The following is a 22,520-nucleotide window of genomic DNA, read 5'->3' as shown; positions in this document are numbered from 1 at the left end:
GCGCACGCCGGTAGCCTGGCCGGGTGACCGACAATTCTAGGACGGCCTCGCCGAAGGACGCGGGAGGCGAGCGGGTGCCCGAGCGATTCGAGGAGGCGCTGCTCAGCATGCGCCACGCGCCCAGACCCCGCGGCCTGGTCCTCGACGAAGTCCCTGCGCCCCGCCGTCTGGCCCCCTACGCAGCCGCCCTGACGGCCGAGACCGTCCAGACGGAGGGGGGTGTGCCGATCGCCATGGGACGCTTCGTCGTGCTCCACGACCCCGCGGGCCAGGACGCCTGGGACGGGGACCTGCGCATAGTCGTCATGACGCGCTCGCGCCTCGACGACGAGGTCGGGGCCGATCCCCTCCTGGGCTCCGCGGCCCGGTCCTGGCTGATCGAGGCGCTCGACAACGCCGGAGCCGGTTACCGGGCGCTCGTGGGCACGATCACCCGCGTGCTGTCCGAGACATTCGGCGGGCTCGAGCTCACCGACTCGTGCGCGCACGCGGAGATCCGCGCCTCCTGGTCGCCCGCCACCCCCGACCTGACGCCGCACCTGGTCGCCTGGTACGAGCTGCTGCACGTGGCGGCGGGCAACGAGCCGCACCTGGCCGTTCCCCTGACCCTGGCGGGGAGTCGCCGGTGAGGCGCGACGCCCCCCGGCCGGCGCGCACCCCCGGGACGACGGACCACCCGATCGGATCCGACGACGTCCTGCCCTACCGCCGTCCCCGGGAGGGGCTGCCGCCCGTGACCGACGCCCCGCGGGCGCTGGCGGCCGCCGTCGGGGCGCTGGCCGCCGGGAGCGGGCCCGTGGCCGTCGACGCCGAGCGCGCCTCGGGCTTCCGCTACGGGCAGGACGCCTACCTCGTGCAGCTGCGGCGCGCGGGCGCGGGGACCTTCCTCGTCGACCCGGTCGGCGCCGGCCCGCTGGAGGCGCTGGGGGGCGCGCTGGACGGCCCGGAGTGGATCCTGCACGCCGCCGACCAGGACCTGCCGTGCCTGGCGGCCCTCGGGCTCGCCCCCCGCAGCCTGTTCGACACCGAGCTCGCCGCCCGCCTCCTGGGCCGCCGCCACGTGGGGCTCGGAGCGGTGCTCGAGGAGACCCTCGGGCTGCGCCTGGCCAAGGACCACGCGGCCGCCGACTGGTCGACCCGCCCCCTGCCGGAGACCTGGCTGGTGTACGCGGCCCTCGACGTCGAGCTCCTCATCGAGCTGCGCGCCGCCCTGGCCGACGAGCTCGCCGCGGCCGGCAAGGCCGACTGGGCGGCCCAGGAGTTCGAGTACGAGCGGACCCGCCCCCCGCGCCCGGCCAAGACCGACCCGTGGCGGAGGATCCCGCGCGCCGGGCGGGCCGTGCGCTCCCCCAGGTCGCTGGCCGTGCTGCGCGAGCTGTGGACGACCCGCGAGGAGCTCGCCCGACAGCTGGACCTGTGCCCCTCGAAGGTCCTGTCGCACGGCGCCCTGGTCGCCGCGGCCCTGGCCCGCCCCGCCTCGCGGCGCAAGATGGAGTCCCTGCGCGAATTCTCCTCCCGGCAGGCCCGCGCCCACCGCGAGCTGTGGTGGCGGGCGATCGAGCGGGCCCTGGCGCTGCCCGAGGAGGAGCTCCCGCCCGTCCACCCGCCCCTGGCGCCGGGCGAGCTGCCCCAGCCGCGCTCGTGGTCCCGCCATCACCCCGAGGCGGCCACGGCCCTGGAGGAGGTGCGCGGCGCCGTGCGCGCCCGCGCCGAGCGCATCCGGGTGCCCCAGGAGCTGCTGGTGTCCCCCGACGTCCAGCGCCGCCTGGCCTGGGCCGTGGGCGAGGAGGAGGCCGACGGCGGCGCGCCGGACGTGTCCGTCGGGGCGCTGGCGGCCCGCCTGACCGAGCTCGGCGCCCGCCCCTGGCAGGTGGAGCAGGCGGCCCCGTCCCTGTCCGACGCCCTGGCCTGATCGCCGCCCGCCCCGGCGCGCCGGGGTCGTACGTGTCCGGGCCCGCCGCGGGTCGGGCGGGCCGCGGGGCCCGCCCGGTGCCGGGGTCAGTGCACGGTGAAGCCGTGGGAGCGGAAGATCTCGCGGGTGGACTCGACGAGCTCGGGGTCGGGCGGGCGCGTGTCCTTGAGCTTGTACTCCAGGTTCAGCGCCCTCCACTTGTCGGCCCCCATCTGGTGGAAGGGCAGGACCTCGACCCGGCTGACCACCGGGCGCCAGCGCTCGACGATGCGGGCGACGTTCTCGACGTTGGCGGGGTCGTCGGTCAGGCCCGGCACGAGGACGAATCGCACCCACGTCTCGATGCCCCGGGCCGCGAGCCGGTCGCCGAAGGCGATGGTCGGCGCCAGGGAGCGGCCCGTGACCCTCTTGTAGGTCTGCTCGTCGCCGCTCTTGACGTCCAGGAGCACCAGGTCGATGTCGTCGAGCATCTCGTCGGTGCAGTTGGCGCCCAGGTAGCCGGAGGTGTCGATGCAGGTGTGGATGCCCATCCTCTTGGCGCCGGCCAGCAGCCGGGCGGCGAAGGCCGGCTGCATGAGCACCTCGCCCCCGGACAGGGTGATGCCGCCCTTGGAGGCGCGGAACACGCCGCGGTAGCGCCTCATGCGCCGCAGCAGCTCGTCCGCGGTCACCGGCTCGCCGTCCCGCATGAGGAAGGTGTCCGGGTTGTGGCAGTACAGGCACCGCAGCGGGCAGCCGTTGAGGAAGACGGTCATCCTCGTGCCCGGGCCGTCCACCGCCGTGACCAGCTCCCAGGAGTGAATGGATCCCAGCGTCCCCTCGCGCATGCGCGCCAGGCGCTCGGAGCGCTGGAGGTCCGTGAGCTCCTCCAGCCCGCCGATCCCGGCCCCGCGCAAGCGGGCGGCCGGGGCCAGGAAGTCCTGGTCCCGGCCGCCCGGCGCCGCAGGGGTGATGGTCTCAGTCATCCGAGTCCAGCACCGCCGCCGGCTCAGGCGCCGGCGTGGAAGGTGCGGTTGAGGACGTCGAGCTGCTGCTCGCGCGTGAGCTTGACGAAGTTGACGGCGTAGCCGGAGACGCGGACCGTCAGGTTCGGGTAGTTCTCCGGGTGCTCCATGGCGTCCTCGAGGGTGTTGCGGTCCAGGACGTTGATGTTGGCGTGGTACAGGCCCTTGACGCCGCCGTTGTCCTCGCGCTGCGCCTTCATGGAGGCGAGGCGCTCTTCGTACGTGGCCATATTCGGCCCCTTTCTGGTGTGAGAGATGTGATTCGACAGAGAGTCGAGGGGGGAGCGGACCGGTCAGACCTCGGCGCAGTCGTCGGGCACGAAGCCGACGTCGAGGATGCCCACGAGGTTGGCCACGCGCTCGTCGAGCGTGCGGCCCAGGCCCTGCGGGGTGATGGTGTTGGTCAGCGAGATGCCGTCGAGGGCGTCGTTGTAGTCGAGCTTGCCCACGCTCAGCATGGAGGCGACCATGCCGTGGGTGTCCATGCCGTTCTCCGGGTTGGCCCCGGGCGAGAAGGGCGTGCCCTTGGCGTGGCCGGAGGGGAAGGAGCCGGTGGCCTTGCCGTAGACGACGTTGGAGGTGATGGTGAGCACCGACTGGGTGGGGATGGCGTCGCGGTAGAAGGGCTGCTCCTTGATCTTGGACATGATCGTGTGGACCACGGTGGCGGCGATGTCGTCGGCGCGGTCGTCGTCGTTGCCGTAGATGGGGAAGTCGCCCTCGGTGACGTAGTCGACCACCAGGCCGGTCTCGTCGCGCACCGGGGTGACCCTGGCGTACTTGATGGCGCTCAGGGAGTCGGCGACAATGGACAGCCCGGCGATGCCGCAGCCCATGGTGCGCACGATCTCGGAGTCGTGCAGCGCCATCTCGATGGCCTCGTAGGCGTAGCGGTCGTGGCAGTAGTGGATGATGTTGAGGGCCTCGACGTAGGTGGCCACGACCCAGTCGAGCATCTTCTCGTACTTGTCCCACACCTCGTCGAAGTCCAGCGGACCGTCGCCCTCGATGCCGGGCAGGCCCTCCACGACCCGCCTGCCGGTCATCTCGTCGCGCCCGCCGTTGATGGCGTAGAGCAGGCCCTTGGCGGCGTTGACGCGGGCGCCGAAGAACTGCATCTGCTTGCCCACGCGCATGGGCGACACGCAGCAGGCGATGGCGGCGTCGTCGCCCCAGTGCTCGCGGATCTGCTCGTCAGCCTCGTACTGGATGGAGGAGGTCGTGATCGAGATCAGGGCGCAGAAGTCCTTGTAGCCCTGGGGCAGGTTCTCGTTCCAGAAGATCGTGATGTTGGGCTCCGGGGCGGGGCCGAGGTTGCGCAGCGTCTGGAGCAGGCGGAAGGAGGTCTTGGTGACCAGCGGGCGGCCGTCCTCGCCGAAGCCGGCGTCGGACCAGGTGGCCCAGTAGGGGTCGCCGGAGAAGATCTGGTCGTAGTCGGTGGTGCGCAGGAAGCGGGTGATGCGCAGCTTCATGACGATGTTGTCGATGAGCTCCTGGGCGCGGGTCTCATCGATGACGCCGGCCCTCAGGTCGCGCTCGAAGTAGATGTCGAGGAAGGCCGACAGGCGCCCGATGCTCATGGCGGCGCCGTCCTGGCTCTTGACGGAGGCCAGGTAGGCGAAGTAGGTCCACTGGACGGCCTCGTGGGCGTCCCTGGCCGGCCCGGAGATGTCGAAGCCGTAGGAGGCGGCCATGACCTTGAGCTTCTTGAGCGCCTTGATCTGCTCGGCGTGCTCCTCGCGGTAGCGGGCCCAGTGCTCGGAGAAGGGCTGGTTGGCGACGGCGTCCTTGGCCCTCTGCTTGAGCTCGATGAGCCGGTCGACGCCGTACAGGGCCACGCGGCGGTAGTCGCCGATGATGCGGCCGCGGCCGTAGGCGTCGGGCAGGCCGGTGATGATGTGGCTCGAGCGCGCGGCGCGGATGCGCGGGGTGTAGATGTCGAAGACGGCGTCGTTGTGGGTCTTGCGGTAGCGGGTGAAGATCTTCTGGACCTCGGGATCGATCTCCTTGCCGGCCTCCTTGATCGCCTGGGCGACCATGCGCCACCCGCCGTTGGGCATCATGGCGCGCTTGAGCGGGGAGTCGGTCTGCAGGCCGACGATGACGTCGTCGTCGTCGGAGATGTATCCGGGGGCGAAGGCGTCGATGTCCGAGGGCGTGTGGGTGTCGACGTCGAGGATGCGGACTTTGCGCTCCTCGGCCAGGTACTTCTCCTCCAGGGTGTCCCACAGGCGCAGGGTCTTGTCGGTGGCGCCGGCCAGGAACGAGGCGTCGCCGTCGTAGGGGGTGTAGTTGCGCTGGATGAAGTCGCGCACGTCGATGTCCTCGGCCCACGGGCCCGTGACGAATCCCTCCCACGCGTCGCGGCTGGTGGTGTCCTCCGCCGTGGCGGATGCTGTGACCTCGGTGGTCATCCGTGCCTCCTGTAGTGGGTGACCGGAGGCCACCCGGTTGTACTCCGCCCTTGTGGGGCGTGGCGGTACGTCGTCGCGCCGTCGCCTCCAGGGTAGGCCGAGCGCACCGGCCCGTGGGACGATCGCGGGCGAGTGCCCGGTGGGATCACTCACAAGCGCGACATGGGTATTCCGACCCAGGGACCGAAGTCCCACATTCGGGTTCATGGGGGACCAATCGGCTTCCCGGCGCCGCGAAGTGCCCCTCGACCGGACCCCTCCGCCCCCGTGCGGCACGCCGTCCGGAGTTAGGACCGGCGTCCCAGTCCCAGGGCCGTGCGCTCAATGCCCGCGGCGTCCATGCCGAAGTCCGCCAGCAGCTGGGGCCGGCTGGCGGTGGCGACGAAACGGCGCGGCACGCCCACCCGGGCCACCACCGGGCGGGCCCCGCCGTGCGCGGCGCCGTCCTCCAGGGCGTCGCGCAGCCGCGAGCCCACCCCGCCCTCGACCAGGCCGTCCTCGACGACGACGACGCCCCGGGCCGAGGCCGCCAGATCGACCAGCGCGCGCGGCACCGGCACCACCCAGCGGGGGCACGCCACCGTGACCGCCTCACCCCGGGCGACCAGCGCCCGCCCCGCCTCCAGGGTCGCCGGGACCATCGCGCCCACGCCCACCAGCAGCAGCGGCCCGCCCGACCCCTCCCCCGCGGCCTCCAGGAGGACGTCGACGGCCCCGAAGGGCCCCTCATCGCCGTCGTCCCCGACCGTGCGAACCTCGGGCAGGGGCCCGGGCAGCGCCCCCTTGGGGTAGCGCACGATCGTGGGCCCGTCGTCCACGCCCACCGCGGTGCGCAGGGCCTCGCGCAGGGTCCGCTCGTCGCGGGGCGCCGCCAGGCGCAGCCCGGGCACCAGGCAGAACAGGGCCATGTCCCACATGCCGTTGTGGCTCGCCCCGTCGGTGCCGGTCAGCCCCGCCCGGTCCAGCACGATGGTCACGCCCGCGCCGTGGAGCCCCACGTCCATGAGCACCTGGTCGAAGGCCCGGTTGAGGAACGTGGCGTACAGGGCCACCACCGGGTGCAGGCCCGCGTAGGCCATGCCCGCCGCCGAGGTCAGGGCGTGCTGCTCGGCGATGCCCACGTCGATGACGCGCTCCGGCATGGCGTCGGCCAGGGGCTGGAGCCCCACCGGCTGCTGCATGGCCGCGGTGATGGCCACGATCCGCTCGTCGGCGCGCGCCAGGGACACGATCTCCTCGGCGAACACGGCGGTCCACCCGAAGCGCTCGGGCACCACCGGCAGCCCGGTCTCGGGGTGGATGCGCCCCACGGCGTGGAAGCGGTCGGCCACGTGGTTCTCCGCCGGGGTGTAGCCGCGGCCCTTCTGGGTGATGACGTGGACGATGACCGGGTCGGCGTACTCGCGCGCCCGGGTCAGGGCGAACTCCAGGGCGGTCTCGTCGTGCCCGTCGACCGGGCCGGTGTACTTGATGCCCAGGTCCTCGAAGAAGGCCGAGGGCACCAGGACGTCCTTGAGGCCCCGCTTGAGGCCGTGGAGGGCGTCGAAGGCGGCCCGGCCCGGGGCGCCCTGGGACAGCAGCCCGCGCTTGACGGTCGACAGCATGCGCTCGTAGCCCGGATTGGTGCGCAGGGCGTCGAGGTGGTGGGCCAGTCCGCCGATGGTGGGGGCGTAGGAGCGGCCGTTGTCGTTGACGACGATGACCAGGTGCTTGTCGGCGGAGTCGGCGATATTGTCCAGCGCCTCCCAGGCCATGCCCCCCGTCAGCGCCCCGTCGCCGATCACCGCCACCACGTGGCGGTCGGCGCGGCCCTGGAGGCGGTTGGCCCGGGCGATGCCGTCCGCCCAGGACAGGGCCGTCGAGGCGTGGGAGTTCTCCACCACGTCGTGCACGGACTCGGACCTGGCCGGGTAGCCGGACACCCCGCCGCGCTCGCGCAGGCGGAGGAAGTCCTGGCGCCCGGTGAGGAGCTTGTGGACGTAGGCCTGGTGGCCGGTGTCGAAGACGATGGCGTCGCGCGGGGAGCGGAAGACCCGGTGCAGGGCGATGGTCAGCTCCACCACGCCCAGGTTGGGGCCCAGGTGACCGCCGGTGCGCGAGACGGCGGCCACCAGGTAGCGGCGTATCTCCGCCGCGAGCGCGACCAGGTCCTCGCTGGTCAGGCGCCCCAGGTCGGCGGGGCGGCGGATGGCCGACAGCAGGGGGGTCGCGGGCAGCTCGGGGGCTCGTGCGGGCGCGCCGCCGGGCTCCCGCCCGGGAGCGCCGCCGGAATCACGGCCGGGCGCCCCGCCGGGATCGTCGCGATGCTCGACCAGCGTCGGGGTCCGCTCTGACATCGCCGTCGTCCTCCTGTGTCCTTACCGCCTGCTCGCGCGCCGCGGCGCGGCGCGGCCGACCCATGACGCCGGTCACGGGCGGTCACTCCAGCATAGGCGCTCGCGGCCGGTCCGGCCCGCGGGGCGGGCCCCGGTCATCGGCCCGCGGCCCGCCGGCGGGTCGGCCGGTCCGGCGCCCCGGGCACGCCGTCCGCCGCGCCGCGCCCGGGGAGCACGTAAGGTGGTCCTTGCAGCGCGCTCCGGCCGGCCCCGGGGCGCCCCGAGCACGAGGAGCACCCGTGAGCACCACCGCCCCCTACGGCACCTGGCCCTCCCCCATCACCCCCGGCACGATCACGACCCGCACGGTGCGCCTGTCCCAGGTGCGCGTTGACGGCCCCGACACCTACTGGGTGGAGCAGCGCGCCTCCCAGGCGGGCCGCAATGTGCTGCTGCGCCGCGACGGCGACGGGCAGATCGGCGAGATCCTGCCGCTGACGCCGTCCGACGAGCTGGTGGACGTGCGCACGCGCGTGCACGAGTACGGCGGGCGGGCCTACGCGGTGGACTCGGGGATCGTGGTGGTCTCCCACGCCGGGGACGGGCGCCTGTACCGCTACGACGTCAACCACCGCCTGCGCGGCCTGGTGCCCCTGACTATCTACGGGGACGTGCGCCACGGCGACCTGGAGATCGACACCGGGCGGGGCCTGGTCTACGCGGTGAGGGAGGACCACCGGGGCGAGGGCGAACCGGTCAACACGCTCGTGGCCATCCCCCTGGACGGCTCGGCCGCCCGCGATGACGCCCCGGTGCGCACGCTCGTGCGGGGCACGGACTTCGTCACCTCCCCGGTCCTGTCGCCCGACGGGGAGCACCTGGCGTGGATCACCTGGGACCACCCGGGCATGCCGTGGGACGAGGCGGTGCTGCACGTGGGCGACCTGCTGGCCGACGGCACGATCGGCGAGCAGGCGGCCGTCGACGGCGGCGACGGGCACTCGGTGGGCGAGCCGCGCTGGACCGAGGAGTGCGAGCTGGTGCACGTGTCGAACGCCTCGGGCTTCTGGAACCTGTACCGCACCGAGGGCTTCCCCCGCCGGGGCACGAACCGGGAGGGCTGGACCAGCGGCCTGCGCACCCGCCCCCTGCACCCGGCGCGGGCGACCTTCTCGGACGCGGCCTGGCAGCTGGGCCCCCACCACTTCGACGTCCTGGACGGGGAGCACCTCGTCGCCTCCTGGGCGCGCGAGGGCGTGTGGCACCTGGGCGCGGTCAGGCTGGCCAACGGGGAGCTGGAGGAGTGGAACGTCGGCTGGCAGCCGATCGGGAACGTGGTCGCCGGCGGCGGGCGCGTGGTCATGCTGGCGGGCAGCGAGCTGGACCTGCCGGCGATCGTGGAGGTGCGCGGCGGCGGCGCACAGGTGCTGCGCGGCTCGGGGGAGTTCAGCCCGGAGGCCGTGGGCGTGTCCCTGCCCGACCCGGTGAGCTGGGAGTCGAGCGACGGCGCCACGGCGCACGGCTTCTTCTACCCGCCGGCCTCGGCCGTGCGCACCGGGCCGGACGACGAGCTGCCCCCGCTCATCGTCAACGTCCACGGCGGTCCGACGGCGGCCGCGCGCCCGGGCTACAACCTGGGCGTGCAGTACTGGACGAGCCGCGGCTTCGCCTACCTGGACGTCAACTACCGGGGCTCGACGGGCCACTCCGTGGCCTACCGCACGGCGCTCAACGGCCACTGGGGGGTCTACGACGCCGACGACGTGGTCAGCGGCGCGCTCCACCTGGCCCGGGCCGGGAGGGTCGACGCCAGGCGGATGGCGGTGCGCGGGGCCTCGGCGGGCGGCTTCACGGTGCTGTCGGCGCTGGTGCGCTCCGACGTCTTCTCGGCGGCCACCTCCTGCTTCGGCGTGGCAGACCTGGCCCGGCTGGCGCGCACCACCCACAAGTTCGAGTCCCGCTACATCCAGACGCTGGTGGGCGCGAGCGGGCCGGAGGACCCGCTGCTGGCCGAGCGCTCGCCCATCACCCGCATCGACGCCATCCGCGCCCCACTCCTGCTGCTGCAGGGCAGCGAGGACGCGATCGTGCCCGCCGACCAGGCCACGGCGATGCACCGGGCGGTGGCGGACCGGGGGCTGCCCGTGGCCCTGAAGGTCTTCCCCGGCGAGGGGCACGGCTTCCGCATCGACTCCAACATCCGTCGGGCGCTGGAGGCGGAGCTGAGCTTCTACGCCCAGGTGTGGGGGCTGGACTCGCCGGAGGAGTACCGCGACGCCATCCGGGTGGAGAACCTGGACTGACATGACCGAGCACGCCGCGGCGCGCCGGCGCCGGGGCCGGGTCCTGGGGCTGTTCCGGCACCACCGCTCCGGCCTGTTCGCGCTGGCGGTCCTGGTGGGGGCGGGCTCGGGCGGCGCCGCCGTCCTGTTCCGGCTGGGCATCGAGCGGTGGACCCTGCTGCTGACCGGCGCGGGGGACTACACCCTGTCCCTGGGGCCGAGCTTCGGGCTGCTGTCCTTCGCGGGGCGCCGGTTCGTGCTCATCGCACCGGTGCTCTCCGGGCTGCTCGTCGGCCCGCTCATGGCGCGGCTGGGGCGCACGCGCACGGGTCACGGCGTCAGCGGCGTCATGTCCTCGGCCCAGCACGGCGACGGCTCCATGGCCCCGCTCCCGGCCCTGGCGAGCACGGCGGCGGCCACGCTGACGATCGGGGGCGGCGGCTCGGTGGGCCCCGAGGGCCCGATCGCCGAGCTGGGGGCGGCGGTGTCCACGCTGGTGAGCCGCCGCCTGGGCCTGCCGGTGCACTTCCTGCGGCTCCTGGCGGGCGCGGGGACGGCGGCGGGCATCGCCTCGGCGTTCAACGCGCCCCTGGCGGGGGCCTTCTTCGCCATGGAGGTGGTGCTCCTGGACTTCACCCTGGACGCCTTCGCCTTCGTCGTGCTCGCCTGCGTGTCCTCCACCGTGCTGTCCCACCACCTGCTGGGCACGACCCTGTCCCTGTCCCTGCCCAGGCTCGACCTGGCCGGCGACGCCCAGCTGGGGTGGGTCGCGCTGCTGGGCGTGATCGGGGGCGTGGCCGGGGTGGCCTTCTCCCGCTGCGTGTCGGTCACGGCGGACCTGACGGCGCGGGCGGCGGGGCGGGCGCGCCTGCCCGTCTGGCTCCGGCCGGTCCTGGGCGGGGCGCTCGTGGGCCTCATGCTCCTGGTGATCCCCGAGACCTACGGGGAGTCCTCGGCGGTGCTCAACCGGGCCCTGGACGGGCGCTACACGGCGGCGGCCCTGCTGGGGCTGGCGGCGGCCAAGGCGGTGGCGACCTCGGTGACGCTGGGCACCGGGTTCGCCGGCGGGGTCTTCGCCCCGTCCCTGTGCATCGGGGGGATGCTCGGGGCGGCGATGGGGATGCTGGCCGCGCCGGACTCGCCGACGGCGGCCGCGGTCTTCGGCGTCATCGGCATGGGGGCGGTCTTCTCCGGGGCCGCCCGCGCCCCCATCACCGGGGTGGTCCTCATCATCGAGATGACCGGCCAGTACGATCTGCTGGTGCCGCTCATGCTGGCGGTGGTCCTGGCGACGGTGACGGGGCGCTTCCTGACCCGCACGACGATCTACACCGAGACGCTGCGCCGCCGCGGCCAGGACCCGGAGGACCCGATGCGCACCACGCTGATGGGCCGAGCCAGTGCCCGCTCGCTCATGGGCGAGCCCCCCGCCGTGCTCGACGAGGACGACACCCCGGCGCGGGCGGCCGCGGAGATGGCCCGCACGGGCGCGACGGTGCTGCCGGTCACCCGGCGGCCGGGCGCCCCGCACGCCGGGGACGACGCCGGCGCCCGGCCCGACGCCGCCGGAACCGGGGCCGGGGGCGGAGCTGCCACCGGGGACGACGACGCCGGCGCCCGGCCCGAGGCCGCCGCGCCGTCCGACGCCACCGCGGGGACTGACGATCCCGCCGGGGACGACGCCGGCGCAAAGGCCGATGATCCCGCCAAGGCCGCCCGGCCCGACGGGGCCCCGTCCGACGTCGGGGGCAGGATCCTGCTCGGCTGCCTGGACGCCGTCACGCTCGCCCGGATCTCACTGACGGGACGGGCGGTGGAGCGGGTGGGCGAGCTGCCCCTGTCCGAGCACCACATCCTGGCCTCCGACGGGGCGACCGGCGTCCTGGGGGCGCTGGTGCGCGACGGCTTCAGCGCGCTGCCCGTCGTCGAGGCGCGCCCGCGCGGCGGATTCGCACTGGTGGGCTGGGTGACGCGCGAGCAGATGGTCGAGCGCGTCTACCGCCAGCAGCGCCGCGCCTTCGAGGAGGCGCAGGTGCGCACCTCCCTGGGGGCGCGCGTGCAGCAGCGCTGGCGCGGGCGCTCCGCCCGCGGCTGAGTCCTCACCGCGCCAGTTCCTCCCGTGGCCGAGTCCTCACCGCGCCGCACCCGCCCTCGGCCGGGGGCGGGTGCGGCCGGGAGCCGGGCGCCGCGATCCGCGAGATCGCCACTTAACCGCCGAGCACGTCTGCTAGAGGTACGTTCTCGTGGGTTACCAGACGTGCTCGCGGGTCAAGTGACGTGCTCGGCGCCCACCCGGCGATCTCGGGGCCGCCCTCAGGGACGTCTGCCGGGCTACTGGGTGCGCGCCCGCTCGCTCAGGGAGGTGCTGAGCTCGTCCATGCGCTCGGCCGTCAGGACGATGCGCCGCGGGTCGGAGAACCACATCCACACCGCCGAGACCGCCGGCAGGATCAGGGGCAGGAAGGCCAGGCGGCGACCGCCGTCGGCCCACACGCTGACCTCCAGGCCGGGGGCCGTGCTCGTCCAGGTCAGCAGCCCGAACAGCACCGCCCCCGTCAGCAGGGCCGTCAGGCTCATCCAGCCGATCATCCGCATGCGCCGGCCGTTGTGCGCCACGCACACGGCGGCGAGCACGTGGAGCGCCCCGGCGGCGACGTTGAGGGACCGGACCACCGGGGCGTCGCCGGGGTCGCGGATGAGCGTCACCGCGGCCGGCCCCAGGATCACCAGGCCGAGCACGGCCAGGACCACCACGAGGATCCTGCTCCAGCCCCGGGCGGGGCGGCGGCGATCATCGATCGTGCGGATGACGACGCCCTCGGGCGCAGCGGGCTCCATGGGTAATGACGACCTCCTGGGTGGGGACGGCCGGGCGGACTCCCCCGCCGCGGGCCGCATGCGCCGCCGCGCCGCGGGTTGAGGGCCGTCGCTCGCGGGACACTACCATTACCGGCTATGAGTGCTCACGACCAATCCCGCCGCACCGCCCTGGACCTGACGAGCCGGGCGCCCGCCGCGCTCGGGGCCGAGGTCCTCGTACTGGCCGCTCGGGCCGGGTCCGGCTCCGGGGGCGCCACCAGGTCCGGGGACGACGCCGCATCCGCGCCCGGGCCCGGGGACGACGCCGCTCCCGGCCCCGCGCCCGCACCCCGGGCCGCCGTCCTGACCGACGGCGTGGACACCACCGGCATCGACGTGGAGGCCCTGGAGGGGCTCCTGCCGACCCTGGGCTTCACCGGCGGCCTCGACGAGGTCGTCCGCCTGCCCGCCGCCGCACTGGGCGGGATCGCCGCCGCCACCGTTCTGGTCGTGGGCACGGGGCGCGAGCTGGAGCGGGCCGATGACGAGTCCGACGACGCCGCCGCCCTGGGCGCCGGGCGCGCCGGGGTGCTGGGCCGGGCCGCGGGCCGGGCGGTGCGCGCCCTGGCCGGGTCGGCCGACGCGGTCCTGGCCCTGCCGGCCGCCGACGAGTCCGACCTGACGGCCGTCGCCGAGGGCGCGGCCTGCGCCGCCCACACCTGGGGCGCTCGCCCCGGCGCCGCGGCCCCGCCCAAGCGCCTCGTCGTCGCCGCGCCCCCGGCCGACGGGGCGCCGGCGGCCGCCGTGACCGCGCGCGCCACGGCCCTGGCCGAGGCCGTGCACCTGATCCGCGACCTGGTCGACGAGCCGCCCAACCGCCTGACCCCGGCCGTCTTCGCCCAACGCGCCCGGGACCTCGCCGCCGCCGGCCTGGAGGTGGAGGTCCTCGACGAGGAGGCGCTGGAGAAGGGCGGCTTCGGCGGCATCGTCGGCGTGGGGCGGGGCTCGGCCCATCCGCCGCGCCTGGTGCGCGCCACCTGGGCCCCGCGGCGGGCCCGCTCGCACGTGGCCCTGGTCGGCAAGGGCATCACCTTCGACTCCGGCGGCCTGTCCCTCAAGCAGCCGGCCTCCATGCCGGAGATGAAGTCGGACATGGCCGGGGCCGCCACGGTCCTGGGCGTCGTCCTGGCCGCGGCCCGCCAGGAGCTGGCGGTGCGCGTGGACGCCTGGCTGGCGCTGGCGGAGAACATGCCCGGCGGCGGCGCCCAGCGGCCCGGCGACATCATCACCATGTACGACGGCACCACCGTCGAGATCACGAACACCGACGCCGAAGGCCGCCTCGTCCTGGCCGACGCCCTGGCCCGGGCGGTCCAGGACGGGCCCGACGCCGTCATCGACGTCGCCACCCTCACCGGCGCCCAGATCGTGGCCCTGGGCGAGCGGGTCGGCGGCGTCATGGGCACCCCGGCCCTGCGCCGGGAGGTCGTCGAGGCCGCCGCCCGGGCGGGCGAGGCCCTGTGGCCCATGCCCCTGCCCGCGCACCTGCGGGCCAGCCTCGACAGCCCCTTCGCGCACCTGCGCAACGCCGCGGTGGGCTCGCGCGCCGGCGGCATGCTCGTGGCGGGACTGTTCCTGCGCGAGTTCGTCGGCCGCACGCCGTGGGCGCACCTGGACGTGGCGGGCCCGGCCTACAACGGCAAGGCCCCCTGGGGCGCCACTCCCGCGGGCGGGACCGGCGCGGGCGCGGCCACGCTCCTGGAACTGCTGCGCGCCCGCGCCTGAGACGCCGGACGTCCGAATCGGGCCGGACCTGCGTCCCCGCCCGGCCGGCGCCGTCGTCGTCCCGTGATGAATATGACGGGATTCACGGCCCCAACGGGACTCTAGTCCCTCCACCCGCGTCGGTCCTCCCCCTTCCCGCCCCGCTCAGGTGCAACAATGACGCCCGTGCCGGAACGCCCCACCCGGGCGAGGGACATCGACGAGGAGAGTTTTTCGTGACAGACACCGTCTACGACATGGTCGTCCTGGGCGCGGGCTCGGGCGGCTACGCCGCGGCCCTGCGCGGGGCCCAGCTGGGCCTGCGGGTCGCCCTCATCGAGGCCGACAAGGTCGGCGGCACCTGCCTGCACCGCGGATGCGTGCCCACCAAGGCGCTCCTGCACGCCGCCGAGACCGCCGACGCCGTGCGCGGCGCGCGCGCCCTGGGCGTGGACGCCGAGTTGCGCGGCGTGGACATGGCGGCCCTCAACGCCTACAAGGACTCCATCGTCACCAGGATGCACAAGGGCCTGCAGGGGCTGGTCGCCTCGCGCGGCATCGACCTCATCGCCGGGCGGGGGCGCCTGGCCGGTGCCGGCGCCGTCGAGGTGGACGGCCGGGCGGTGCGCGGCAGGAACATCGTCCTGGCCACCGGCTCGTACTCCAAGACCCTCGGCCAGCGCATCGACGACCGCGTCCTGACCTCCGAGGGCGCCCTGCGGCTCGAGCGCGTCCCCGCCTCCGCCGTCGTGCTGGGCGGCGGCGTCATCGGCGTCGAATTCGCCTCCGCCTGGGCCTCCCTGGGCGCCCGCGTCACCATTATCGAGGCGCTTCCCCGCCTGGTCCCGGGCGAGGACGAGGCCGTGTCCAAGCAGCTCGAGCGGGCCTTCCGCAAGCGCAGGATCACCGTGCGCACCAACACGATGTTCGAGTCCGTCGAGCGCCACGACGGCGGCGTGACCGTGCACACGCAGGACGGCAAGACCCACGACGCCGAGGTCATGCTCATCGCCGTCGGCCGCGGCCCGGTCACCGCGGACCTGGGCTACGAGCAGGCGGGCGTGGCCATGGACCGCGGCTTCGTGACGACCGACGGGCTCGGCCGCACCAGCGTGCCGGGCGTGTGGGCCGTGGGCGACATCGTCCCCGGCGTCCAGCTCGCCCACCGCGGCTTCGCCCAGGGCATCGTCGTGGCGGAGAAGATCGCCGGGCTCGACCCCGCGCCGGTCGACGACGCCCTGGTCCCCAGGGTCACCTTCTGCGAGCCCGAGATCGCCTCGGTGGGCCTGACCGAGGCCAAGGCGAAGGAGGCTCACGGCGCGGACGCCGTGACCACCGCCGAGTTCAACGTGGCGGGCAACGCCAAGAGCCAGATCCTGGGCGCGCAGGGCTTCGTCAAGCTCGTCTCCCTCAAGGACGGCCCCATCGTCGGCTTCCACGCCATCGGCGCCCGTATGGGCGAGCAGGTCGGCGAGGGCCAGCTCATCGTGAACTGGGAGGCCGACGCCGACGACGTCGCCGCGCTGGTCCACGCCCACCCCACCCAGAACGAGACCCTCGGCGAGGCCGCGATGGCCCTCGCCGGAAAGCCGCTGCACAACCACGGCTGAGCCGCGGGCCAGCAGCGCAGAGAGATTGAGGAAAGACAGCCATGTCCGAGTCCGTGAAAATGCCCGCGCTGGGCGAGTCCGTCACCGAGGGGACCGTCTCCTCCTGGCTCAAGGCCGTGGGCGACTCCGTCGAGGTCGACGAGCCGCTGCTCGAGGTCGCCACCGACAAGGTCGACACCGAGGTCCCCTCCCCCGTGGCCGGCACCGTCCTGAAGATCCTCGTGCCCGAGGACGAGACCGTCAACGTCGGCACAGTCCTGGCGATCATCGGCGATCCCTCCGAGGCCTCCCCCGCCGCGCCAGCCCCCGCGGCCCCGGCCGCGTCCGCGCCGGCGCCAGCACCCGCGACGGCGGAGCCCGCTCGGCCCGCCCCGGCGCCCGCCGCACCGGCCCCCGCTCAGCCCCCGGCTCCCACGGGCCCGGCCGCCCCGGCTCAGCCCCCGGCTCCCACGGGCCCGGCCGCCCCGGCTCAGTCCGCCCCGGCTCCCGCGGACCCTGCCACAACCGCGGCGACGCCCGCCGTCCCGGCCCCCGCCTCCGCTGCGATCCCGGCCCAGCCCGCCCGGCCTGAGCCGGCTCCCGTCCAGCCCGCGGCTCCCACGAGCCCGGCCGCACCCGCCGCCGCTCCCGCGGCTCCCGCCGTCGCCTCCGCCGCCTACGTCACCCCGATCGTGCGCAAGCTGGCGCGCGACAAGGGCGTGGACCTGGCCGCCGTCACCGGCACCGGTGTGGGCGGGCGCATCCGCAAGGAGGACGTCCAGAAGGCCGCCGCCGCGGCCGAGGAGACCAGGAGGGCGGCCGAGGCGCGGGCTGCCGCGGCGTCCGCCCCGGCCCCCGCGACTCCCGCGGGCCCGGCCGCGCCCGCCCCCGCCGCGCCGGCCCGGCCCGCCGTCGACACGACGCTGCGCGGCAGGACGGAGAAGATGAGTCGCCTGCGCCAGATCATCGCCGAGCGCATGATCGACTCGCTGCGCACCTCCGCGCAGCTGACCACCGTCGTCGAGGTCGACGTCACCCGCGTCGCCTCCCTGCGCGCCCGCGCCAAGGACGGCTTCCTGGCCAAGAACGGCACGAAGCTCACCTTCCTGCCCTTCTTCGTGGCCGCGGCCACCGAGGCGCTCAAGGCCCACCCGAAGCTCAACGCGACGATCGACGACAAGCAGGTCACCTACCACGACGTCGAGCACATCGGCATCGCGGTCGACACCCCGCGCGGCCTGCTCGTGCCCGTGGTCAAGAACGCCGGCGACCTCAACATCCCCGGCCTGGCCAGGCGCATCAACGACCTGGCCGCCCGCACCCGCGCCGGCAAGGTCGACCCCGACGAGCTGAGCGGCTCGACCTTCACCATCACCAACACCGGCTCCGGCGGCGCCCTGTTCGACACCCCGATCATCAACCAGCCCGAGGTCGCCATCCTCGGCCTGGGCGCGATCACCAAGCAGCCGCGCGTGGTCGCCGACGCCGACGGCAACGAGGCGATCGCCGTGCGGTCGGTGTGCCACCTGGCCCTGTCCTACGACCACCGGCTGGTCGACGGCGCGGACGCGGCCCGCTACCTCATGACCGTCAAGAAGCGCCTGGAGGAGGGCGACTTCGCCGGCGAACTCGGCCTGTGAGGCGCAGCGGCCGGCTGAAAAAGGTGGCTCTCGCATACTTTTAAGCGCCCACTCCCCCGGTCGGCGAACACGCAGTGGCGGTATGACGCCATTCTTCGCGCGCACAAGACCCCCGGGCGCCTGAAAGATACGCGGGAGCCACCTTTTTCAGCCGGCTGCGCCCCGGATCGGCGTCGGTCGGGCGACCCGCGGGCCCCGATCCAGCCCGCGAGCGCCCATCTGCCCGGCCCGCGTCGGTCGGGCGGGCCGCGGGCCGCCCGACCGACGCGCACGCCTGAGAGTCAGCGGCGCAGACCCGCCAAATCGTCGGCCGCCAGCCCGGCGACCACCATGAGCTGCTGCCTCATCCCGAACCCCCACCGGCGGTTCCCGAAGACGGGGGCGAGGACGCGTCCCAGAAGGCCGAAGGCCCGGGTGAAGAGGGTGAGGCGCACGAGCGCGCCGCCGTCGACGCCCTCAAGGTCGATCCGCCGCACCGCGGAGAGCCGGTCGGCCCAGCGGCCCGTGAGGACCTCCTCCCGCCAGACGATGGACTCCCCCTCGCAGGCCAGGCTGTGGCGCAGGCGCACGGCCCGGCGGCCCCTGCGCCACTCGGTCACGACCCGGCCCGACCCGGACTCCACGACGACGTCCGTTCCCAGCTCCATCCACTGGCCCAGCCGGTCGGGGTCGGCGAGGATCCCCCGCAGCACCTCCGGCGGCGCGCAGACGAAGTGGTCCAGGCGCCGGGCCCGCTCCATGCCCTCGCGGCGGAGGTCCTGCGGAACGGGGACGGTCCGGGCTCCCGCGACGCGCTCGCGGGCCCCGGTCTTCAACCGGCGGCGCAGTTCGGGGACGTCGACGCCCAGGTGGTCGAGCAGGCGGGAGGACGCCGTGCGCGGGCCGGCCGTGAGCGCGAGGAGGGCCTGGCGGTCGGAGCGGACCCGGCCCCTGCGCTCGAAGACCACGTCCTCGGCGCCGGGCGCCAGGTCGAGGTCGACGTCCGCCTGCACGACGGCCAGGCTCACGAGCAGCCGCCGGGGGCGCAGTCCCCGGGGCACCGGGATGTTCGCCCCGGCCAGGTCGGCGTCGTCGAGATCCGTCGCCGCCGACCGGGCCCGGGCCAGGCCGACGCCGGCGGCGCCCAGGGTCCGGGCGACCGGCCCGCCCTGGGCCAGCAGCCCCAGGAGGAGGTCGGTCTCCTCGATGCGCGGGTGCCGGGCCAGGATGGCCTCGCTGCGGGCGGCGGACAGCCAGGTCCAGATGTGGGTGCAGGTGCTCATGAGCGCTTCCTCGGGTGTCGGGCGAGGCGGGGGTCGACCCGCTTGGCGTACTTCTTGTGGACGGCCTGCCGGGTGACGCCGAGGTGCTCGGCGATCTCCCTCCAGCCCATGCCGGCGGCCAGCCCGGCCTCGACCTGGGCGAGCTCGAGGGTGTCGGTCAGACGCCGCAGGGCGGCGACTGCGCGAAGTCCGGCGGCGGGGTCGGCGGTGTCGGCGGCCGTGGAGGCGATGGTGACGGCTTCCATGAGTGCAACTTAAGTTGACAAGTCCCGTATTGTCAACTTGAGTTGCTACCGGCGCGCCTCGCGAGCCGAGCCGCCCTTATTGCTCGGCGGGGAGCACCTCCGCGACGCGCCACGGGTCGGGGACCAGGATGAGGATGATCTCGTGCGAGGCCTGGGCCGGCACGGTGCGGCTCGTGCCGTCGGCGGCCGTGCGCGTCGAGGGCTGCTGGGCCCGGCTGAGACGGACCGCCACGGCGTCGGGCCAGCGCGCGGCGCAGTCGGCGGGCACCGCAACCTCCTCGACCCCCGACACGGAGGTCTCCAGATCCGAGACCGTCTCGCCGCTGTCCCTCAGCGCCGTCAGCATCTCCTCGTCCGCCTGCGCCGCCGGGGACCCGGGCACCGTCGTCGCCGCGAGGGCCGCCGGGTCGCCCGTCTCCAGGGCCCCGTCGCGGGCCGAGCTCAGGGAGGTGACGACCGCGACCAGGTCGGCCGAGTCGGCCGGGGTCGCCGAATCGGTGGGATCGGCCGGGGCCGCGGGACCGGACGGCGCCGTCGGACCGGCGGGATCAGCTGACGCCGCGCTCTCCGACGCCGCGGACGCGCCCGCCGCCTCGGCGCCCCCGGCCGTCCCGGCCGTCGCCCCGCTCTCCGCGGCCGACGCGACCGGAGCGGCCGGCGCCGCCCCGCCGGACAGCACGGAGCCGATCGCCTGGCGCAGTCGCGGCCACGGGCCGAGGGCCGCCAGGGCCCCCACGAAGACGAGGGCGCCCAGGACCGCCGCCGCCCGCGCCGCGAGCCTCCCGCCGCGGAACGCCGGGAGGCGCCTGCCGCCGCGCCGCGAGCCGATCTGCCGCGTGGGCACGGCCGCCGCCGCCCGCAGAGCCCCGGCGGCCAGGCGGGCGCCGTCGGGCAGCTCGATGACGCCGGGCGCGCCGACCTCGGGCGCCCTGGCGGCCAGCGCCCTCGCGGTGGGCCGCCGCGCGGGGTCGTCAACGAGCACGTCGGCCAGAACCCGGTCCAGGCGCTCGCCGAGCACCGCCGTGCCGGTGGCGCAGCTGCGCAGCAGCGCCCCCAGCGAGTAGACGTCGGAGGCGGGCGTCGCCGGTCCGCCGCCGGCGCGCTCGGGGGCCGCCCACCGTCCCGTGCCGGTCTCCATGACACCGCCGAACAGGTCGATGAGCACCGCCCCGCCCTCGGTGGTGATGACGACGTTCGCGCTCGAGACGTCGCCGTGGGCCAGCCCGGCCTCGTGCAGGCGGGCCAGGGCCGAGCCGACGTCGTCGAGCAGCCTGGCCGCCTCGCTGCGGGTCAGGCACCCGCGCGCGCCGAGCACGACGGCCAGGTCCGCGCCGGGCACGAGGTCGACGGTGACCACGGCCCGATCGCCCGGCAGGGAGATGACCTCCCGGACGCGGGCCAGCGCGGGGTGGCGCAGGGCCCGCAGCTCGGCCAGGCGCCGGAGCGTGCGCGCCCCGCCGCCGTCCTCGGGGACGTCGAGCAGGTGGACGACGACGTCGCGCCCGTCCCCGTCCAGGCCGCGCAGCACTCGCGGCCCGTCCGGGCCGATGCGCCCCATGGGCGCCCCGACGGCCAGGCCCGCGTCAGCCAGGATCTCGCGGTCCGCGGCCGACAATCCCGTGTCCTCCAGGCGGTCGACGGGCTCGTCCCCGCCGCGCGCCCGACGGCGGAAGAGGCGGGGCGGGCCCGCGGGGGAGGTCGCGGGCGAGACCGCGGACGCGGACGAAAGTGCGGACACGGGGGAGGTCGAGTCCGCGAATGAGGATGCTGACGCGGGCGAGGTCGCACCACCGGGCGAGGGCACAGCCGCGAGGCGGAACGGGTCCGCGGGTGAGGACGCTCCCGAGAACGCGGCCTCATCCCCGGGGTCGGCCCCGCCCGCGAACCCGGCCCCGCCCGGAAGCACGATCGGGAACGCGACCGCGTCCGAGAGTCCGACCTCGCCTGAGAACCCGGCCTCGTCCGCGAAGACAACCTCGTCCGAGAACTCGCCCTCATCCGCGGAGGCGGCCCCGCCCGCGAAGACGACATCGTCCCCGAGGTCGGCCCCGCCCATGAACCCGGCCTCGTCCGTGAAGACGGGCTCGTCCATGAAAGCGGCTCCGCCTGTAGATGCGGTCTCATCCGCGGAGGCGGCGGATGGTGTCAGGGGTCTCTTCACGACCCCCATGGTCCACACCAGGGCCCCGTCCCACCATAGCCTCGACGACATCTGTGGATAACTCGGCCCCGGTCCCCCGGCCCGGCCTCCCTGGAGCAGATGCGCGAGTGTCCGGACCGGACCCGAGTTCCTTTCAACCCCGACGCCGCCCACGCCTGCGCCCCGCCCCGACGCCGCCCACGCCTGCGCCCCGCCCCGACCCCGACCGAGTCCGCGAGATCGTCACTTAACCCGCGAGCACGTCTGCCAGAGGTACGTGCTCGCGGGTTAAGTGACGTGCTCGCGGGTTGGGGTACGATCTCGCGGGTTAAGTGACGTGCTCGCGGGCCGGGGCGCGTCACGACATGCGAGACGCCGTCCCACCATGCGGGACGACCGGCGGGGGCGGGGGCGCCGGAACCTCTCCCGCCGCCGCCCGGACTGTCCCCGACGCCCGACCCGCCGATCCCGCCGCGCCCAGCGCCCCCCACCGCACCCGGGGGCGACTCAGGCGGGCCGTCACGGCCGGCCCCCGCGCCCCACCGCCCTCAACGACCCCTTCTCATAAGGCTGATGCGGGGCGGGCGCCGGAACGATCCTCCCGGGGCGCCATTCCCCGCCCCTGTTCGGCCGCCGCGGCGAGGGGCGGCCCCGCGCCGCACCGAAGAACGGGAACACTGAGGCGCATGGGGCGCATGGGGTCCGATTTGGGCGGTCCGGGGCGGGGGCGTGTCCAAATCTGCCACAAAGGCGTTTCACGGCGAGATCGACCGCGGGCAGAAGCGCGGAATATCAACGATTCCCTCTCTGCGCTCCGGCGCGATGGGGGCCTTTGCAACAGATTCGGACAAACCGCGCCGCCACGGGCCCCGGGAGGAGCGCCGCGGGTCGGGCTGCGCTCTCGTGGAGCGCCTCCGCGCGGTCGCGCCCGGCGAGACGCGGGACGAGGCGGCACCATCGAATCAACTCCCCCGGGCGGCGGACGACGAGGACCACGACGCCGACCCCGCACCGGAACACCCCCGGCGTCCCGGCGAGAAAGGCTCACCACGCCCCATGGGAGCGGACCATCACCACATCGCTCCCCCGGAAAAGCGAGCAGACGCCCGCTGAATAACCTTCCGGGGAATGACGACGACGCGCCGCCGGTAGAC

General features: G+C 74.9%; 15 protein-coding genes. 7 read left to right on the top strand and 8 right to left on the bottom strand.

The genetic code is table 11. The features are described 5' to 3' along the window. Positions 1 to 23: 23 nt before the first annotated feature. Entirely contained in the window at positions 24 to 629 is a 606-nt protein-coding gene (locus tag G446_RS0106495; RefSeq protein WP_026409550.1) for a DUF3000 domain-containing protein, read from the top strand. Further along, on the top strand, positions 626 to 1,912 hold the full coding sequence (locus tag G446_RS0106490; RefSeq protein ID WP_245574611.1) for an HRDC domain-containing protein: 1,287 nt from the start codon (positions 626 to 628) through the stop codon (positions 1,910 to 1,912). Before G446_RS0106495 ends, G446_RS0106490 begins: the two co-directional genes overlap by 4 nt. A gap of 86 nt (positions 1,913 to 1,998) precedes the next feature. Here G446_RS0106490 and pflA read toward each other — a convergent pair whose 3' ends face one another. The 4 genes from pflA to dxs form a co-directional block, all read right to left on the bottom strand. Beyond that, entirely contained in the window at positions 1,999 to 2,877 is an 879-nt protein-coding gene (pflA, locus tag G446_RS0106485) for a pyruvate formate-lyase-activating protein (protein WP_026409548.1), read from the bottom strand. A 23-nt stretch (positions 2,878 to 2,900) separates the two neighbouring features. Continuing rightward, complete coding sequence (gene grcA2 / locus G446_RS21425) at positions 2,901 to 3,146, bottom strand: autonomous glycyl radical cofactor GrcA2 (protein ID WP_006549837.1); 246 nt, start codon at positions 3,144 to 3,146, stop codon at positions 2,901 to 2,903. Between the two features lie 63 nt (positions 3,147 to 3,209). Then, entirely contained in the window at positions 3,210 to 5,330 is a 2,121-nt protein-coding gene (locus G446_RS0106475; RefSeq protein ID WP_026409547.1) for a pyruvate formate lyase family protein, read from the bottom strand. A gap of 287 nt (positions 5,331 to 5,617) precedes the next feature. Then, entirely contained in the window at positions 5,618 to 7,666 is a 2,049-nt protein-coding gene (gene dxs, locus G446_RS0106470; RefSeq protein WP_084779046.1) for a 1-deoxy-D-xylulose-5-phosphate synthase, read from the bottom strand. 278 nt (positions 7,667 to 7,944) lie between these two features. Here dxs and G446_RS0106465 point away from each other — a divergent pair, with 278 nt between their 5' ends. Both G446_RS0106465 and G446_RS16370 read left to right on the top strand, forming a co-directional pair. Then, positions 7,945 to 9,948: an alpha/beta hydrolase family protein gene (locus G446_RS0106465; RefSeq protein WP_026409545.1), complete on the top strand. Its 2,004-nt coding sequence runs from the start codon at positions 7,945 to 7,947 to the stop codon at positions 9,946 to 9,948. A gap of 1 nt (position 9,949) precedes the next feature. Then, positions 9,950 to 12,022 carry a chloride channel protein gene (locus G446_RS16370; RefSeq protein WP_034469459.1) on the top strand — a complete coding sequence of 691 codons (2,073 nt, stop codon included), beginning with the start codon at positions 9,950 to 9,952 and terminating at the stop codon, positions 12,020 to 12,022. Between the two features lie 236 nt (positions 12,023 to 12,258). Here the strand turns inward: G446_RS16370 and G446_RS0106455 are convergent, their stop codons facing one another. Continuing rightward, positions 12,259 to 12,765 carry a hypothetical protein gene (locus G446_RS0106455; protein WP_026409544.1) on the bottom strand — a complete coding sequence of 169 codons (507 nt, stop codon included), beginning with the start codon at positions 12,763 to 12,765 and terminating at the stop codon, positions 12,259 to 12,261. Between the two features lie 117 nt (positions 12,766 to 12,882). Between G446_RS0106455 and G446_RS0106450 the strand changes: the two genes are divergently transcribed. From G446_RS0106450 to sucB, 3 genes are all read left to right on the top strand, one after another. Further along, the gene (locus G446_RS0106450) at positions 12,883 to 14,511 is read left to right on the top strand and encodes a leucyl aminopeptidase (protein ID WP_026409543.1); all 1,629 of its coding nucleotides are present in this window, start codon (positions 12,883 to 12,885) and stop codon (positions 14,509 to 14,511) included. Between the two features lie 215 nt (positions 14,512 to 14,726). After that, positions 14,727 to 16,100 carry a dihydrolipoyl dehydrogenase gene (gene lpdA, locus G446_RS0106445; protein WP_026409542.1) on the top strand — a complete coding sequence of 458 codons (1,374 nt, stop codon included), beginning with the start codon at positions 14,727 to 14,729 and terminating at the stop codon, positions 16,098 to 16,100. Between the two features lie 41 nt (positions 16,101 to 16,141). Further along, positions 16,142 to 17,719: a 2-oxoglutarate dehydrogenase, E2 component, dihydrolipoamide succinyltransferase gene (sucB, locus tag G446_RS0106440; protein WP_026409541.1), complete on the top strand. Its 1,578-nt coding sequence runs from the start codon at positions 16,142 to 16,144 to the stop codon at positions 17,717 to 17,719. Between the two features lie 281 nt (positions 17,720 to 18,000). Here sucB and G446_RS0106435 read toward each other — a convergent pair whose 3' ends face one another. The 3 genes from G446_RS0106435 to G446_RS16365 all read right to left on the bottom strand — a co-directional run bounded on the left by G446_RS0106435 (position 18,001) and on the right by G446_RS16365 (position 21,318). Then, on the bottom strand, positions 18,001 to 18,981 hold the full coding sequence (locus G446_RS0106435) for a Clp protease N-terminal domain-containing protein (protein ID WP_026409540.1): 981 nt from the start codon (positions 18,979 to 18,981) through the stop codon (positions 18,001 to 18,003). Continuing rightward, positions 18,978 to 19,226, bottom strand: a complete 249-nt coding sequence (locus tag G446_RS0106430) for a hypothetical protein (protein ID WP_026409539.1) — start codon at positions 19,224 to 19,226, stop codon at positions 18,978 to 18,980. Before G446_RS0106430 ends, G446_RS0106435 begins: the two co-directional genes overlap by 4 nt. Before the next feature lie 76 nt (positions 19,227 to 19,302). Beyond that, positions 19,303 to 21,318: a serine/threonine-protein kinase gene (locus tag G446_RS16365; RefSeq protein WP_245574610.1), complete on the bottom strand. Its 2,016-nt coding sequence runs from the start codon at positions 21,316 to 21,318 to the stop codon at positions 19,303 to 19,305. Positions 21,319 to 22,520: the final 1,202 nt, after the last annotated feature.

The organism is Actinomyces dentalis DSM 19115, from assembly GCF_000429225.1.
GTDB lineage: Bacteria > Actinomycetota > Actinomycetes > Actinomycetales > Actinomycetaceae > Actinomyces > Actinomyces dentalis.
Note: the sequence above shows the minus strand (reverse complement) of the source record. Positions and strands in the feature narration are given on the sequence as shown.

Bases quoted from the DNA above. Each gene is read 5' to 3' on its own strand.
- G446_RS16365 (WP_245574610.1), bottom strand. From the start codon at position 21,318: ATGGACGAGCCCGTCTTCACGGACGAGGCCGGGTTCATGGGCGGGGCC.
- G446_RS0106435 (WP_026409540.1), bottom strand. From the start codon at position 18,981: ATGAGCACCTGCACCCACATCTGGACCTGGCTGTCCGCCGCCCGCAGC.
- sucB (WP_026409541.1), top strand. From the start codon at position 16,142: ATGTCCGAGTCCGTGAAAATGCCCGCGCTGGGCGAGTCCGTCACCGAG.
- G446_RS0106475 (WP_026409547.1), bottom strand. From the start codon at position 5,330: ATGACCACCGAGGTCACAGCATCCGCCACGGCGGAGGACACCACCAGC.
- G446_RS16370 (WP_034469459.1), top strand. From the start codon at position 9,950: ATGACCGAGCACGCCGCGGCGCGCCGGCGCCGGGGCCGGGTCCTGGGG.
- grcA2 (WP_006549837.1), bottom strand. From the start codon at position 3,146: ATGGCCACGTACGAAGAGCGCCTCGCCTCCATGAAGGCGCAGCGCGAG.
- pflA (WP_026409548.1), bottom strand. From the start codon at position 2,877: ATGACTGAGACCATCACCCCTGCGGCGCCGGGCGGCCGGGACCAGGAC.
- G446_RS0106455 (WP_026409544.1), bottom strand. From the start codon at position 12,765: ATGGAGCCCGCTGCGCCCGAGGGCGTCGTCATCCGCACGATCGATGAT.
- G446_RS0106430 (WP_026409539.1), bottom strand. From the start codon at position 19,226: ATGGAAGCCGTCACCATCGCCTCCACGGCCGCCGACACCGCCGACCCC.
- G446_RS0106450 (WP_026409543.1), top strand. From the start codon at position 12,883: ATGAGTGCTCACGACCAATCCCGCCGCACCGCCCTGGACCTGACGAGC.
- dxs (WP_084779046.1), bottom strand. From the start codon at position 7,666: ATGTCAGAGCGGACCCCGACGCTGGTCGAGCATCGCGACGATCCCGGC.